This is a genomic window from Herpetosiphon sp. NSE202, from assembly GCF_042688385.1.
Lineage (GTDB): Bacteria > Chloroflexota > Chloroflexia > Chloroflexales > Herpetosiphonaceae > Herpetosiphon.
On the sequence record NZ_JBHUPY010000017.1, the window covers coordinates 140,340 to 155,212 of the forward strand.

16 protein-coding genes are annotated in these 14,873 nt (G+C 52.1%); 8 read left to right on the forward strand and 8 right to left on the reverse strand.

Annotated features, from left to right (window positions below; translation table 11 throughout):
• Window positions 1–23: 23 nt before the first annotated feature.
• The 8 genes from ACFMKP_RS19975 to ACFMKP_RS20010 form a co-directional block, all read right to left on the reverse strand.
• On the reverse strand, window positions 24–428 hold the full coding sequence (locus ACFMKP_RS19975; RefSeq protein ID WP_382294424.1) for a hypothetical protein: 405 nt from the start codon (window positions 426–428) through the stop codon (window positions 24–26).
• Entirely contained in the window at window positions 425–949 is a 525-nt protein-coding gene (locus tag ACFMKP_RS19980) for a hypothetical protein (RefSeq protein ID WP_382294426.1), read from the reverse strand. Before ACFMKP_RS19980 ends, ACFMKP_RS19975 begins: the two co-directional genes overlap by 4 nt.
• Entirely contained in the window at window positions 942–1,133 is a 192-nt protein-coding gene (locus ACFMKP_RS19985) for a hypothetical protein (protein WP_382294428.1), read from the reverse strand. The genes ACFMKP_RS19980 and ACFMKP_RS19985 overlap by 8 nt, the downstream gene beginning before the upstream one ends.
• A gap of 1 nt (window position 1,134) precedes the next feature.
• Window positions 1,135–2,100, reverse strand: coding sequence for a signal recognition particle-docking protein FtsY (gene ftsY, locus ACFMKP_RS19990; RefSeq protein WP_382294430.1), 966 nt, complete (start codon window positions 2,098–2,100; stop codon window positions 1,135–1,137).
• A 446-nt stretch (window positions 2,101–2,546) separates the two neighbouring features.
• Window positions 2,547–2,924: a zinc ribbon domain-containing protein gene (locus ACFMKP_RS19995; protein WP_382294432.1), complete on the reverse strand. Its 378-nt coding sequence runs from the start codon at window positions 2,922–2,924 to the stop codon at window positions 2,547–2,549.
• Window positions 2,925–2,935: 11 nt separating this feature from the next.
• The gene (locus ACFMKP_RS20000) at window positions 2,936–4,483 is read right to left on the reverse strand and encodes a DUF2357 domain-containing protein (RefSeq protein ID WP_382294434.1); all 1,548 of its coding nucleotides are present in this window, start codon (window positions 4,481–4,483) and stop codon (window positions 2,936–2,938) included.
• Entirely contained in the window at window positions 4,471–5,325 is an 855-nt protein-coding gene (locus ACFMKP_RS20005; RefSeq protein ID WP_382294436.1) for a low molecular weight phosphatase family protein, read from the reverse strand. Before ACFMKP_RS20005 ends, ACFMKP_RS20000 begins: the two co-directional genes overlap by 13 nt.
• 20 nt (window positions 5,326–5,345) lie before the next feature.
• Complete coding sequence (locus tag ACFMKP_RS20010) at window positions 5,346–6,692, reverse strand: nickel/cobalt transporter (RefSeq protein WP_382294438.1); 1,347 nt, start codon at window positions 6,690–6,692, stop codon at window positions 5,346–5,348.
• Between the two features lie 94 nt (window positions 6,693–6,786).
• On the opposite strand from ACFMKP_RS20010, the gene ACFMKP_RS20015 reads away from it, so the two are divergent.
• The 8 genes from ACFMKP_RS20015 (at window position 6,787) to ACFMKP_RS20050 (ending at window position 14,862) form a co-directional block, all read left to right on the forward strand.
• The gene (locus tag ACFMKP_RS20015; protein ID WP_382294440.1) at window positions 6,787–7,266 is read left to right on the forward strand and encodes a hypothetical protein; all 480 of its coding nucleotides are present in this window, start codon (window positions 6,787–6,789) and stop codon (window positions 7,264–7,266) included.
• A gap of 323 nt (window positions 7,267–7,589) precedes the next feature.
• On the forward strand, window positions 7,590–8,564 hold the full coding sequence (locus ACFMKP_RS20020; protein ID WP_382294442.1) for a dienelactone hydrolase family protein: 975 nt from the start codon (window positions 7,590–7,592) through the stop codon (window positions 8,562–8,564).
• Between the two features lie 122 nt (window positions 8,565–8,686).
• Complete coding sequence (gene argS / locus ACFMKP_RS20025) at window positions 8,687–10,462, forward strand: arginine--tRNA ligase (RefSeq protein ID WP_382294444.1); 1,776 nt, start codon at window positions 8,687–8,689, stop codon at window positions 10,460–10,462.
• A gap of 249 nt (window positions 10,463–10,711) precedes the next feature.
• The gene (locus ACFMKP_RS20030) at window positions 10,712–11,503 is read left to right on the forward strand and encodes a class I SAM-dependent methyltransferase (RefSeq protein ID WP_382294445.1); all 792 of its coding nucleotides are present in this window, start codon (window positions 10,712–10,714) and stop codon (window positions 11,501–11,503) included.
• A gap of 316 nt (window positions 11,504–11,819) precedes the next feature.
• Window positions 11,820–13,550 (forward strand): arginine--tRNA ligase, encoded by a 1,731-nt coding sequence (gene argS / locus ACFMKP_RS20035; RefSeq protein ID WP_382294447.1) that lies wholly within the window; start codon window positions 11,820–11,822, stop codon window positions 13,548–13,550.
• Between the two features lie 152 nt (window positions 13,551–13,702).
• Window positions 13,703–13,990 (forward strand): hypothetical protein, encoded by a 288-nt coding sequence (locus tag ACFMKP_RS20040; protein WP_382294449.1) that lies wholly within the window; start codon window positions 13,703–13,705, stop codon window positions 13,988–13,990.
• 43 nt (window positions 13,991–14,033) lie between these two features.
• Window positions 14,034–14,360 carry a hypothetical protein gene (locus ACFMKP_RS20045; RefSeq protein WP_382294451.1) on the forward strand — a complete coding sequence of 109 codons (327 nt, stop codon included), beginning with the start codon at window positions 14,034–14,036 and terminating at the stop codon, window positions 14,358–14,360.
• A gap of 52 nt (window positions 14,361–14,412) precedes the next feature.
• Window positions 14,413–14,862 (forward strand): hypothetical protein, encoded by a 450-nt coding sequence (locus tag ACFMKP_RS20050; protein ID WP_382294453.1) that lies wholly within the window; start codon window positions 14,413–14,415, stop codon window positions 14,860–14,862.
• Window positions 14,863–14,873: the final 11 nt, after the last annotated feature.

Below are 14,873 nucleotides of genomic sequence, written 5' to 3' on the forward strand. Positions count from 1 at the left end.
AAATTCATCGCCTCCTTAGGGCGCTAAGCAGTTGGTGCAGCAGGAGCAACAGCGCTTAACCGCCATGCTACCAGTAATGCACCGAAACTTTGCAAGATAATCGCTAAAATTAAATAGCTCGCATGGCCATTGGCTACAGCAGCCTCTTGGCCAACAAAAATGCGTTCGAGGCGCGCGGCAGCAAACAAACTGAGCACATAGGTCAGCACCAACCAGCCAGCAAAAGGCCGATACAAGCGCCATTGACCAAGCAAACTGCCAAGAAAGCTGCCAAACGGCACGGCCACCACCGCCCAAACATAGGGCTTAAGTTGCTCAGGGCTGGGCGCAAGCGCTCGCGCTTGATAGGCCATAAAGGCCCCAATTGCACCGAGCAACGTGCCCAAGGCCACCAACCCAATTAATTTAATCCGTGAATTGGCAATCATGGCGTGGCTGTTACCTCCACAGTTGGCGGCACGGGCGTTTCGCTTGGCGTGGGTGTCCAAGTTGGCGATGGCGTTGGCGTAAAGGTCGGCGTTGGTGGCGGCTGATAGCTGATTCGATAGCTGCCATTGCGCGCGTTGGTCGACTTCACACGATATTGCAAATCGCCAACATCATTGCTCTGAACAATGCCGCGCTGGCTGCTGCCCTCTGCTGAAGCCACCAAGCTAAAGGCCACGTTGGCCTGCTCGCCGCTCAAGACCTCAATCACCAATTCGCCGCTATCGACTTTGGCGTTAAACGTCACGTCGAGAGTCATTGGCTGCGTACCAATATCGAGCGCTTGCAGCACCGCTTCGCCGTTGGTATCGCTGCTCACAAACTCAACATTTTGCGAGCCGAGATCGGCGGTGATCGTCGCTTGCTCATTGCGCCCAGCCATCAGCAAACAGCCTGTTAGCAATGGCGCTAACAGGCCGATTAGGAGCATTTGCCGAATGTGAGTCAATGTCCACTTAGGCATAAGATTCTGGTTTGCTATCAGGATTGTGGGTTGCTGATTCGGCAAGCACCTCAACCTTATCGGGATTACGACTGACGATCTTGAGCACGTTATCGCAGTTGACGCAGCCAACTTGTGCGCCAACGCGCATTACAGGGCTAAGTTTGAGAGCTTTTTTACACGCGGGGCATAACAATTTTGCCATGTTATTCCTCCTCGAAGAGCGCATTAACGAATGATTCACCATCGAACAAGGCTAAATCGTTGATCGTTTCGCCAGTGCCAATATATTTAATTGGGCGCTCGATTTCTTGGACAATCGCGAAGGCGATGCCGCCTTTGGCCGTGCCATCAAGTTTGGTCAAGGCCAAGTGGGTCACTTGGGCTGCTTGGGTAAAGGCGCGGGCCTGAATCAAGCCGTTTTGGCCGGTCGTGGCATCGAGCACCAATAGCACCTCGTGGGGCGCATATTGCCAGCGCTTTTTAACCACGTTCGAGATTTTTTCAAGCTCTTTCATCAAATTATGCTTGCTTTGCAAGCGCCCAGCAGTATCGATAATCAAGACATCTGCTTGTTGATTGTAGGTTGCTTGGGTGGCATCGTAGGCAACTGCACCTGGGTCTGCGCCTGGCTGTTGGCTAATCACTGGCACGCCAACCCGATCGGCCCAATGTTGCAATTGGTCGATTGCGGCGGCGCGGAAGGTATCGGCAGCAGCCAGAATGACATTTTTGCCCATCGCCTTATAACGATTCGACAGCTTAGCAATCAAGGTGGTTTTGCCAACCCCATTGACCCCAACCACCAAAATCACATACGGCTTGGTTGAGCGCTCGGAGTATTGCGGCGTATCAACATCGAGGCGGTTGACCAACTCGCTTTTGAGCAACGAACGGGCTTCGCTGGCAAACTTCAAGCCCTTCTTTTCGCAGCGTTCGCGCACGCGCTCGACGATTTTCAAGGCATTTTCGGCCCCGACATCGCCAGCAATCAACAGTTCTTCTAGCTCATCCCACAGCTCATTGGTAATGGGATCTTCGCTGCGGAACATAGCTGTAATACGACCAAAAAAGCCACTTTTGGTCTTTTGAACACTTTGTTCAATCTTTTTTTCTTCTTGTTTAATTTCTTGTTCGGAGCGTTCTTCACCACCGAAGAGTCGTCGAAACATATAGCACCTAACTTGTCATGTAATTGTAGGCGAAACACTGCCCAATGCACTGCCGCCAATCCTCAGGCAATAATACCATGCTTAGCCCAGATGGGGGAATCTACACAGCTTGCCATGGCGATTTAGACGTTATCAAACGCCAATAAGTTGAGGAAGTTCCCCTCACCCCAACCCCTCGCCCATCCACTGGGCGAGGGGCTTTTTGGTTTGGTGGTTTTCGCCGAAATCGTGATGAAAACGTGCTGCTCCCCCTTGCCCGCGTTCAGTGGGAGCGGGGGCTGGGGGGTGAGGGTCGGTTATGAAGCTCCCCTCACCCCAACCCCTCTCCCGTTCAACGGGCGAGGGGCTTTAACGCCGTGGTTCGTGCAAAAATCCTTGTAAAAACGGGTGCTCCCCCTCGCCCGCGTTCAGTGGGAGAGAGGGCTGGGGGTGAGGGAATATTAATCCTAGCCCCAACCCAAATCGTTGCTGGCAGCGCCGCCAGATTTGCCCTCGCCTTCGCCGCCCATTTCTTCGTCGATCATCTGATCGACCATTTCGTTCCAATCGCCACCGAGGTCGTCGCCAAGCTCGCGACCCATTTTTTTGGCCCAACGGGCAACTGAGCGCGGGTCGTTTTCATCAAGATCGTTGAACATCGAAGAGTCGGCCATTGCATCCAAACGGGCATCTTCGCTGCGCACCACTGCAACCTGCGAAATCGCCCGACTGACCGCTTTGCTCGAACAACGCGGGCATTGTAAATCGCTGGGATCGCTAAACCCACGCACGAGCCGGGCAAAACGACCTTGACATTGCGAACATACATATTCATAAACAGGCATGATTAATTCCTTTATTGATGCAGCAGATTGAGCCAATGCTCCAACCAGCGTGATAAAGCAGCGTTATTGTTTGGCGTAAGGCCAAGCGCCGAAATTGGGCCAAATTCTTCGCTCGTTTGTTGCGGATAGAGCACCGCAGCGGCGAGCACACATGGCTGCCCAGCATAGCCAAGGCTGCCACGATAGGCATACACATCATCGAGCGCACTTTGCGGCACGCGCTGGTCGGGCGCACGCCGATATTTGGCATCAAGGACCAACAGCTGTTTGCCGCGCGCGGTCGTGGTTTGCAGCACCAAATCGGGAATCCGCAGATACCGATCAAGGCTATACAACCCATCACGATCAGGCTGGGCACCGAAGCGGGCTTGATAGCGCAAATGCCAAAGTTGCGGGCCAATCCGCACGCTCAACAATGGCGTAGTCGAATTCAGCCCCAGCACCCAGCGCTCGCGTTGTGAATCTTCGTTGAGCAATTGTTGGGCTTCAACGCTGCCAAATTGGGCCAGCAATTGCGCGACCTGCAAGGCACACCATTGTTCATATAAACTTGGCACATCGGCCAAAGGCAGCGCCAAACTGCCAACTTCCAAGGTCAGCAAGGGTTGTTCGTGCAAGCTGTGGGCCAATTGGCGAATTGGCCGATAACGCTGATCGCGATTGATTAATTGGCTTTGGACTGGTTGCTGGCGTGCTTGCAAGCCTGCCAACGGCGCTGCTTGACGTAATTGACGTAAGCTGGTAAGCCGCTGTTCGATTGTGGTTTGCAGCGCACTCAAATCAATTTGGCGTTGCTCGGCGGCGAGGCGGCGCAACTGGCGCAAACGGCGCTCAATTTGTTCGATCAAGCCAACCAACCAGCGATGCTCTGGTAAATCGAATGAGCTGCGGGCATGCTCGGCCTGCACTTGGGCTGGCAATGGCCCATAAGGTTCGAGCACGTGATAATTCGCGCTGGGCTGGGCCAATTGATCAAGCTTAAATTGCTGAGCCGCACCTAAATCGGTAGCTTGCTGCTGCTGCTCAAGCGTCGATTTGGCGTGGCGTTGCAACTGGCGCACAATCTGGCTTGCTTGCTGGCTGCTTTGGTTAATTAAATTCAGCGCTTCCAAAAATGGGCTAGGATCATTTGGTAGCAGCGGCACAATCACCGCTTGGGCAAAACTGGGGCTGCCAATTCGCAGCGCCAACGAGCGGGCTAGTTGGCTGAGATCGTGCAATAAGGCTTGCCACAATTCAATATCAAGTAAATGCGGTTGCAACTCAAATTGAAATGTTTGCTGTTGAACCGAGCCATCAGCCCACTCAATCTGCAAGCTGCCATGCACTGTGCCTGCCTGCCCGCGCGGCTGCCATGCCCAGCGCCAGGTTGGGTCGAATGGGCTAGCATTGGGTACGCCCAAATTCTCGTTGCCAATCGCTAGCGCAGCATGGCGCACATTGGTTTGAGGTGGACACGCCAAATTGACCACTGCCCATTCGTTCCAATTGGTGGCACTTAGCTGCACGCTGGCTTGGCTATCGATGCCATTAATTGTTAGCGGAATTAGCTCTGCCACCGCCCGATTGCTCCTGCTAAGCCAGCCAAATCTTGCGGATCGAGGGTTTGGGCCACTCGCCCAACGATTTCGCGCAAAATGACCAATTGATTGCTGCTGAGTGGATCGCTGCCAGCACCCAGTACCCCGCCCAGCATCGCCAACGCCGCAGGCCGCAAATCGCTTGGGCCAGCACTCGCAGCGAGGTGGTTGGCAAAGCTTTGCATGGCCTCGCGTAAACTATTCCGCGCCTTGGCCCAATCGACAACTTCGGGAATACCTGCGATGCCAAAGGCCAAAATATGCAAGCGCCGATAGGCCGGATGCACTTCTGCGCCAAGCTCGACAGGGCTGGCAATTGGCTGGGTTGCTGCTTCAACCTTGCTCGCAACGATGGTTGGCGTAAGCGTTTCGCCTTGGCAATAGGCAATAATTTTTGGCAACGAAACTTTCAATTGATGCTCAAGCTCACGGCCATAAATCAGCCATGCATCAAGGGTCATGCGAAATGGATCAAGCACCTCGCGGGCTGATTCGGCCAAATCGGGCAACACTTGCCAACGTCCATCGGGATATTGCAACTCCAAGGCCCGCCCAACCCCGCGATCAACTGCCAACAACAAATCGGCCTGCATTGCCAGTGTTGGGCTGAGCGAGCGGGCGGTGTGGGCTGGTGGCGTGGCATTGAGGTGCTCCAAGGCCATGCGCGCCTCTGGTTGCCACGTATCGCCATCGTGACCTAAAACGCCTGCTGATTCAATTTGCCATGTTGGCTGCGTTTCCAGCAACAAACGGCGCAACAAAACAGCACCCATCGGAGCGCGCCCAGTGTCGGCTCCCCCAACCACAACAATCAACGCCATACAATGCTCCTGCTAAAAATTTAGAATGTTTGTAGCATAAGCCCAATCCCAAGCAATGTCACCACGCCAGCGCTAGCGATTGGCAGCCAACGTACCCAGCGCGCTTCTGGCTGGCTAAGTTTGATCAGCCGTGAGCCAAGCGTCACCAACACAATCCCAATCCCAATTAATACTGCTGCCAAGCCTGCGCTAAACGAAATAATCATGGCAAAGCCAAGGCCAATTCGCCCAAGCGTCGCTGCCACAATCATAATTACCAAGGCTTCGGGGCAGGGCACCAAACCACCCGAAATGCCCAAGCCCAGCAATTTGCGGTTGCTCACATGGCTATGGCCTGCTGCGCCATCTGTATGGCTGTGAAAAAGCCCACCATGAGCATGGCCTTGGTTGCCAGAACGAAGGGCTTGCACCCGCTCCCAGAGCATGCGCACGCCCAAGCCTGCGACTAAAATTCCAGAGATCAAGGTGAGAATTGGCACAAAGCGTTCCGGTGTAACCCAGGCACTGAACAGCAACATCAAGCCGCCCAGCGCAAAAACGCTCGCAGTATGGGTCAGCGTAACGATTGCCCCGAGCATGGTTGCTTGGCGAATTGTGCCGCGACTGCCGACCAAATAGGCTGCAACCAAGGTTTTGCCATGGCCTGGTTGCAAGGCGTGGGCCGCCCCAAAGCTAAAGGCTAGTCCAAGCGTCGCCGCAATCAAGCCAAACGAGCTATCGCCAGTTTGCAAACGGGCCACAAGGCCTGAGCTTGGTTGGGTTTGGGCGGCTGTTGGTTCGGCGCTTGGCAAAGCAATTGCGCCATCGCTCCGAAAAGCGCTCGGCCATTTGATTGGAAACTGCGCGCTGTGCAAATCCATGCTGCTGGCTTCTTGGGCCACAATTCCCGCCCGCCCCCGCGTTTTGCTCCAATCAACCACGCTAATATCGTGGTAACTGTTGGATTCGAGGCTGAGTTGATGCGCGCCTGGAGCAATTGAGCCAAGCTTTGCCTGCGCAGTCCAAGTCAGGTTCGTCGCATTCGAGCCAATAAAATCGGCTTTATTAATCGGAAATTCGCTTATTTCGTAAAGGCTTAATTGCAGTGGCTGTTGATCAAAACCCAGCTCCAAATTGCGATTAAATTCAGTACACCAGCGCTCAATTTCTGTTTGATCAAGCGTATGCGAATTATCAGCGTCGAGCTCTTCCCACAAGCGTGGCGTAATTAATGGGCCAGCGATTAAGTGAACAGTCAGCACAATTTGGGTTGGCTGAACCTGCACCCGCATATCTTGAAAAAGCTGATCAAGGGCGTGAGCCTGAGCCGATTGTGGTTGGCTGGCAAGCAATACAAGCAGCCAGCATGCGCATAAACAACGTTTCATACACCCATGATAACAAATTTAATGCGGCTCATTTGAGCCATGGCATAGCCCTTGCCAACAACGAGCGTAGCTTTTAAATACAAGGAGTTGAATCATGGCCCGCTATCGCGTTATGGGTATTTTGACAGATCGCACCGCGCTTGACGGTCTGATGGCCGAATTGCAACAAGCCCAAGTTAAGCCCGATGATATTGGGGTGTTGTATGCCTCGGAAAAAACTGTCGAAGCCGAAAAAGATCGCACTGATGTAGCTGCTGGAGCGGCTGCGGGCGTAACGGCTGGTAGCGTTGTGGGGGTCGTGGCTGGCTTAATGTCATTTGCAATTCCTGGCATCGGGCCAGCCTTGGGCGCGGGGATTCTTGGCTCGACCGTTGCTGGCGCAGCCGCTGGCGGTGTGCTTGGCGCGTTCAGTCAAATTGGCCTTGGCAACGATTTAGCTGCTTCCTATGAGCAAGCACTCAAAGATGGCGAAACAATTTTGGCAATCGATAATGATAATGCTGACCAAGCAGGCGAAGTCGAAACGCTGCTACGCGAACGCAATATCGAGCTTGTCAACACCTTTCAGATTTAAATGGCAAAAAGCCCCTCACCCCAACCCCCTCGCCCATCGGATGGGCGAGGGGTTTTTTCATGGTGGTTTTACCAAAATGTATGGTGAAAAACGGTCGGCTCCCCCTCGCCCGCGCTCAGTGGGAGAGGGGGTTGGGGGGTGAGGGGCTACAGGTGCTCCCCCTCGCCCGCGTCTTCGTGGGAGAGGGGGTTGGGGGGTGAGGGAACTTCTAAATGCTGAAATAGTAAATAAAATTAATAAATCCTCATCTTTGCAGCCATCCGTTTGGGCCAAAACAAGCGTAGACTGAGATATGGCAAGCATTTAGTGTATGAGGATGCCCGATGAATCATTTACAACAGTATTTGGTTGATGAGTTCGTCGAAGATTATCAGGAAGGATTGCTGACGCGGCGACAGGCCTTGAAGAAGATCGCAGGCATTACCGGGCTTGTGGTCGCAACCCAATTATTGGCCGCCTGTGGTGATCCTGCCACGCCTGCCACTGCGACCAGCGCTCCCAACCCCACCACTGCCCCAACTGCAACCACCGCTGCCGCGCTTGAAGCTACTCCAACTACTGCTAGCACCACTGGCAGCGTGCCTAACAGCGTTGCCGAAAATGATCCAGCAGTCAAAGCAGCAATGGTCGATTTTGCTGGCGGCGATGCCCAATTAATGGCCTATTTGGCCCAGCCAGTTGGTGATGGCCCATTTCCGGTCGTCTTGGTTTGCCACGAAAACCGTGGGCTTACGCCCCATATTCAAGATGTAGCTCGCCGCGTCGCGAAGGCTGGCTATGTTGGCTTGGCGCTCGATTTGCTTTCGCGTGAAGGTGGCACGGCTAGCATTACCGATGCCGACAGCGTGCCTGGTTTGCTGAGCGGCGCGCCACCAGAGCGCCATGTGGCCGATTTCAAGGCTGGGGTCGACTATCTCAAAACCCAAGCTTTTGCCGATACCAGCAAGGTTGGTATGGTTGGTTTTTGCTTTGGTGGCGGGGTTACCTGGCTGGTCGCAGCAGGCATGCCCGAATTAAAAGCTGCGGTGCCATTCTATGGCCCACCAGTGCCGAGCAGCGAAATTCCCAAAATCAATGCGCCAGTCTTGGCAATTTATGCCGAAGATGATGATCGCATTACCAGCACTGTGGCTGATGTTGAAGCAGCGATGCAGCAAAATAATAAAGTCTATCGCAAAGAAATTTATCCTGGGGTGAATCACGCTTTTCATAATGATACTGGTCAGCGGTATAATGCAGAGGCTGCCCAAGCAGCGTGGGCTGAAACGTTGGCTTGGTTTAAGCAATATTTGGTCTAGTCGATAGCATCCAGCAGCTTTTCTGCACGCACTCATCGACGACGATGGGTGCTTTTTGATCGGCTAAAATAGGTCTTTTCGGCTATACTGCCGCTAGCAATTAACCAATTGGAGTTTTAAAAATGTATACCTTTGCTCGCTTCGAGCAAGCCATTCGCGAGGCCTTGCTTGCCACCAATTTAATTAACGCTGCCGATATTGATTTAGGCGCTCCCAAAGCTGCTGGCGTACAGGCTGATTTAGCGTTGCCATGTTTTCGATCTGCCAAAAGCCGTGGCAGCAATCCAGCCCAAGTTGCCCAAGAATTAGTCGCCGCGCTGCAATTTGCGTCCGATAGTTTGGTGGCTAGCGCAACGGTTTCTGGCCCCTATGTTAATTTCAATCTCAATCCTCAAGCCTTTGCCAAAGCCGTCTTGGCCGATGTTCAGGCTGGCGGCGCAACCTACGGCAGCAGCAGCAAAGGCAATCAGCGCAAAGTGATTGTCGAATATTCATCGCCCAATATCGCCAAGCGCATGCACGTTGGCCATATTCGCTCAACCATCATCGGCCAAGCAATTGCCAATCTTTACCAACGGCTTGGCTACGAAGTGATTCGCGATAATCACTTGGGCGATTACGGCAAGCAATTTGGAGTTAATATTGCCGCCACGATTCGCTTTGGTAAACCCGAAGGCGAAGGCGAAGCCGTTTTGGCTGCAATCGAAGAGCAATACAAACGCTACAATTTGCTGATGAAGGGTGCAAATCCCGATGATGCCGATTACGATCCCGATGCTGAAGTTGATTTAGACGATGAAGCGCGGGCTTGGTCGCTCAAATTAGAGCAAGGCGATCCCCAAGCGCTTGAGCTGTGGCAATGGATGGTTGATCTGACCAAAACCGCCAATCAGCCCAATTATGATCGCTTGGGCGTGCAATTTGATGTGCAGCATGGCGAAAGTTTTTACAAAGATATGCTGGGCGAAATCATCAACGATGCAGGCGAGAGCGAGCTTGCTGAGCGTGATGGCAAAGCAATTATTGTCAAAGATTTGCCCGACCATCGCGGCAAAAAATTACCAACCTTTTTGATTCAGCGCTCTGATGGTGGCACGCTCTACATTACCCGCGATATTGCTACGATCAAATATCGCGAGCAAACCTATAATCCCGATGCAATGATTTATATCGTGGGCCAGCCCCAAGAATTGCATTTTCGCCAAACCTTCGCGATTAGCAAAGCCTTGGGCTACACCGATGCCGAATTAATTCATATTTCGTTTGGCACGGTCTTTGATGCGCAGGGCCAGCCACTTTCCACCCGCAAGGGCAATATGATTTATCTCGAAACCTTGCTCGATGAAGCCCGCAATCGGGCCAAGGCGCTGATTGAGCAAAAAATGAGCGAAGGCAAAACCCAACTTACCACCGATTTGATCGATCAGGTGGCCGAGCAAGTTGGGGTTGGCGCGGTGATGTACAACGATTTGTACCAAGATACCAAGCGTAATATCACCGTGGATTGGGATCGCATGTTGGCCTTTGAGGGCAATAGTTCGCCCTATTTGCAATATATGCATGCCCGCTGCTGCTCGATTTTGCGCGATTTTGGCGAATTGCCCGCCAACTACGATGGCAGCTTGTTGAGCCACCCTGCCGAAACTGGCTTGCTCAAAGAGTTGGCCCGTTTGCCACAAATTATTGAAGAAGCAGCTGCACGCTATGCGCCATTTGTGGTGGCCGATTGGCTGTATGCCACGGCCCGCGCCTTCTCGGCTTTCTACGATGCATGCTCGGTACTCAAAGCCGAAACACCCGAATTGCGGGTTGCGCGCGGCCATTTGGTAGCGGCAACGGCCCAAGCCTTACGCAACGGCCTAAGTTTGCTCTCAATCGCCGCTCCCGAACGGATGTAAAAACCGATCCACGAAGCGCACGAAGGACACGAAGAATTGAAACCACGAAGAACGCGAAGGTGTGATGCTATTGGCTATCGGAGATTGGGTGAAATAGCCCAAGTTCAAAGTTAATCGCCCTTTGTGCTCTTCGTGCGCTTCGTGGTTAAAAAACTCTACGTTAAAAATCGGGCCTGATGCCATGGGAACTTGGCGAAATAGCCCAAGGCCAATCGCAATTCGTGGATCAATGTTCAAAGAGGGCTTTCAATGACTGATTCAAGCATAGTCTGGGTTGATGAAGCGAGCCGTTATGATCAAGCTCGTCCGACAGCACCAGTTGTCCTTGTCGATCTTTTGATGCAGCTCAGCCATACGCCTCGCCCAGCGTTGGTCGTGGATTTGGGCTGTGGTACTGGGCGCTCAACGATAATCTGGGCTGATCGTGCTGAGCGGGTGATTGGGATCGAGCCGAGTGCTGATATGCGCAATGTGGCTATCAGCAAGCTCGCAGCCGATTCCTGTATCAGCTATCAGGCTGGAGTTGGCCATCAAACAGGCATCGATTCAAGTAGTGCCGATATTGTGACCTGTGCCCAAGCCTTACATTGGATGGAACCAAGCTCAACGCTAGCCGAAATTGCCCGTATTCTGCGGCCCGGCGGTGTTTTTGCTGCCTACGACTATCATTGGCCACCAACGATTCATTGGGAACTCGATCAGATTTTTCAGCAGGTCGATCAGCGTTTTGAGCAACTGATTGAACGTCGCGCCACCCCAACAGACCATCCAGGCTGGGATAAGCAGCATCGCCAGCGGATGCAGGCAAGTGGCCTTTTTCAACATACACTAGAACTGACGCTGCATCATTGCGAATATGGCGCTGCGCAGCGCTTTATCGACCTAATTCTGAGCAGCGGCTATCACTATCATCTCAAAAATGGCACTCTAACTGAGCAAGAGCTTGGCTTTGATCAGCTTAAACAAGCAGCCCACGATCTGATTGGCCCCCAGCCAATTGCCTGGTATTTCAGCTATCAAGTGTGCATTGGCATTCACTAAATAGGCTAAAACCACGAAGAATTGGAACCGCGAAGATCACGAAGGCTGAAGCTCTTGGCTTTTGGCGTTAGGCTATTGGCTATTGTGCTTGGCGGGAAATTGCTCAAGTTCAACGTTACTCGCTCTTCGTGCGCTTCGTGCTCTTCGTGGTTAAAAATCACCCTCCCAACCTCTATTTTGACTTTTGACTTCTGACTTTTGACTTTCTATAAATCCGTCTTACGCCCGACCAATTTAGGACTTACGAATTGCTGACATTATGTTAGGATATAACGTCGATACGACCAACATTTGCTAGCCTGATTTGGAGCCTGAGATGGACACTTTTGCTCGTTTTGAGCAAGCCATTCGTGATGCATTGCTTGACACCACGTTAATAACTGCCGATTTGATCGATTTAGTCGCTCCCAAAGCCACGGGCGTGCAGGCTGATTTGGCCTTGCCATGTTTTCGGGCTGCCAAAATGCGCGCAAGTAATCCAGCCCAATTTGCTCAGACCCTAGCAAATGCGCTTAAATTTAGCCACGAGAGCCTCGTCCTAAAAGCCACAGCCTTGGGCGCGTATGTCAACTTTTCGCTCAACCCAATAACCTTTGCTCAATCGGTACTGAACGATATTGGCCAAGGGAAAGCCGCCTATGGCCGTAGCAATCGCGGCCAACAACAAGCAGTGGTGGTTGATTATTCGTCGCCAAACATTGCCAAACGCATGCGCGTCGACCATATGCGCTCGACCATGATTGGCCAAGCGATTGTGAATATCTATCGTTCGCTGGGCTATCAAGTGATTCGGATGAACCACTGGGGCGATTATGATCCGCAATTGGGCATTTCGCTGGCTGCAATGCAGCATTTTCAGCATCGCAATGGTAATGGCGAAAGCATGTTGGCCTCGTTGGAGCAACAAGCTCAGCAATATCAAGCCGATGATCAAGTGCACGATTTGGCCCAAGCATGGGCGAGCAAACTGGCCAGCGGCGAGCCACAAGCAATCAGCTTGTTGCAACAATTGGTCGATTTGAGCTTGAACGCCAATCAAGCCAATTATCGGCGCTTGGGCGTGGCCTTCGATGTGCAACATTGCGAAAGTTTCTATGCCCGCGAAGCCCAAGTTGTGATCAAAGAAGCTTTGCACTACCAGATTGCCCAGCTCGATAGCCATGTGGCAATCGTCAAAGATTTGCTCGACGAACAGGGCAAGGCCTTGCCAACCTTGTTGCTCAATCGCTCTGATGGTAGTACGCTCTACATTACCCGCGATATTGCCGCAATCAAATATCGCGAAGCGCTCTATCAACCAAGCAAGATTATTTATGTGGTCAAGCAGGCCCAAGAATTGCATTTTCGCCAAGCCTTTACGATTAGCAAAACCCTAGGCTACACCAAAGCCGATTTGGCTCACGTGGCTTGTGGCATGATTTTGGGGCCGGAAGGTCGCGCGAATCCGCACCCACGCTTTAGCACCACAATCTACTTGGAGCCATTGTTGGATGAAGCCTGTGCGCGGGCCAAAACCCTGCTCAAACAAAAAGCGATCGAAGCCAAAACTGCCTTTACCAGCGAATGGCTCAACGAGGTTGCTGAACAAGTTGGGGTTGGTGCGGTCATCTATCACAATTTGCAGCACGACCCTGCCCACGATGTGGTCGTCGATTGGGATCGGATGTTGGCGTTTGATGGCAATAGCGCGGCCTACATTCAATATATGCATGCCCGCTGCTGCTCAATTTTGCGCGATTTTGGGCGGTTGCCGCAAAATTACAATGGCCGCGAGCTAACCTACCCAGCCGAGCAAGCCTTGTTGAAAGAGCTAGCACGCTTGCCGCAAGTCGTTGTTGATGCTGCTGAGCGCTATGCGCCGTCAGTGGTGGCCGATTGGCTGTATGCCACCGCCAAAGCCTTTGCAATTTTCTATGATGCTTGCCCAGTTTTGAAGGCCGAAACCTTGGCGCTGCGGGCTGCCCGTGGCCAATTGGTTGCAGCCACAGCTCAAGCCTTGCGCAACGGTTTGGGTTTACTCTCGATTGCCGCTCCTGAACGCATGTAATTTCCCCATGGTTGGCAATGGCTCATTAATTGCAATAATTGGCCATTGCCGCTGCTCCAACCCTTCAACTTAGCGCCGCGCCCCGTTTGCAACGTTTACGCCAAACCCGCGTACATATCCACGAGAGCCACACCAATAAAGGAGTGTGATTCATGATTAAAGTTCTGCTCATTGGATTGGTACTTTGTGCTGTTGTGCTGATCGTTGGCTTGGTCATTGTGGCCTTGGTTGCCAAAAAATTCGTCCATACCCGCAATTTCAAAGGCTTATATAACCAATTTGCCTATCGCTTCAAAGGCTCGAAGCATTCCTATCGCTCAAACGATCACTATTATCAATCCCACGATTACAACCATTATCGGCCAAAATATAAGAAAAAGCACTACTATGGCCGCCGCCATGATCACGATGATGATTATGATGACGATGACGACGATTAGAACCTAGCCAATGATGTTGAAAACTTCATGAGAGGAACACGCAATGAATTTTTCGTTTCAACTTGATAGGGGAGGATTTTGCTGCTGTATTCCTCTCTTATTCATCGGCTTCTTGTTTTTCGTTGCAATCAAAAAGCGCTATGGCCTGCCTAATCAACCCAATTCGCATAACAATAGCTATGGCAGCACTGGCTATATCTACGGCTCTAGCAACGATTCGGATAACTCTAGCTATTGGGGTTCTAGTTCCAGTAGCGATTCAAACTGGAGTTCCGATAGTTATAGCGGCGATTCGGGCGGCTCGTGGTCGAGCGATTCGAGCAGCAGTTCATCCGATAGCAGCAGCGGCGATTCAAGCGGCTCGTGGTAACAATACGCTAGTGAGTTAAGGGGGAAGTTGGATGTATCAGGAGCCTTCAATTATGTTTAGTATTGTACCAATTCTGGTAATCGGGTTGTTTATTTTTGCGTTTGTGATGATTGTGAGTAACTTGCTCAAAGGTGGCAATTCACACTATCGCTCAAATGGGCAACGCCGCTATCAGCAGCATCATAACTCATCGTTTCATCACAATCACCACCATTCTGATCATTCGCATACAGGCGCTGATCTAGCAACAGGGATGTATATCGGCCAGTCGCTGGATTCCAACCAGAATTCTGGTTGGTCGAACGACAGTAGCTCAAACTTTGATAGTGGGTCGTGGTCGAATAACGATTCGGGCAGTTCTGCGAGCTTTGATAGCGGTTCATGGTCGAGTGGCGATTCTGGTGGCTCGTGGTCAAGTGGCGATTCTGGTGGCTCGTGGTCGAGCGATTCCAGCAGCAGTTCATCCGATAGCTCTAGCGGCGATTCAAGCGGCTCGTGGTAAAAGGAATGATT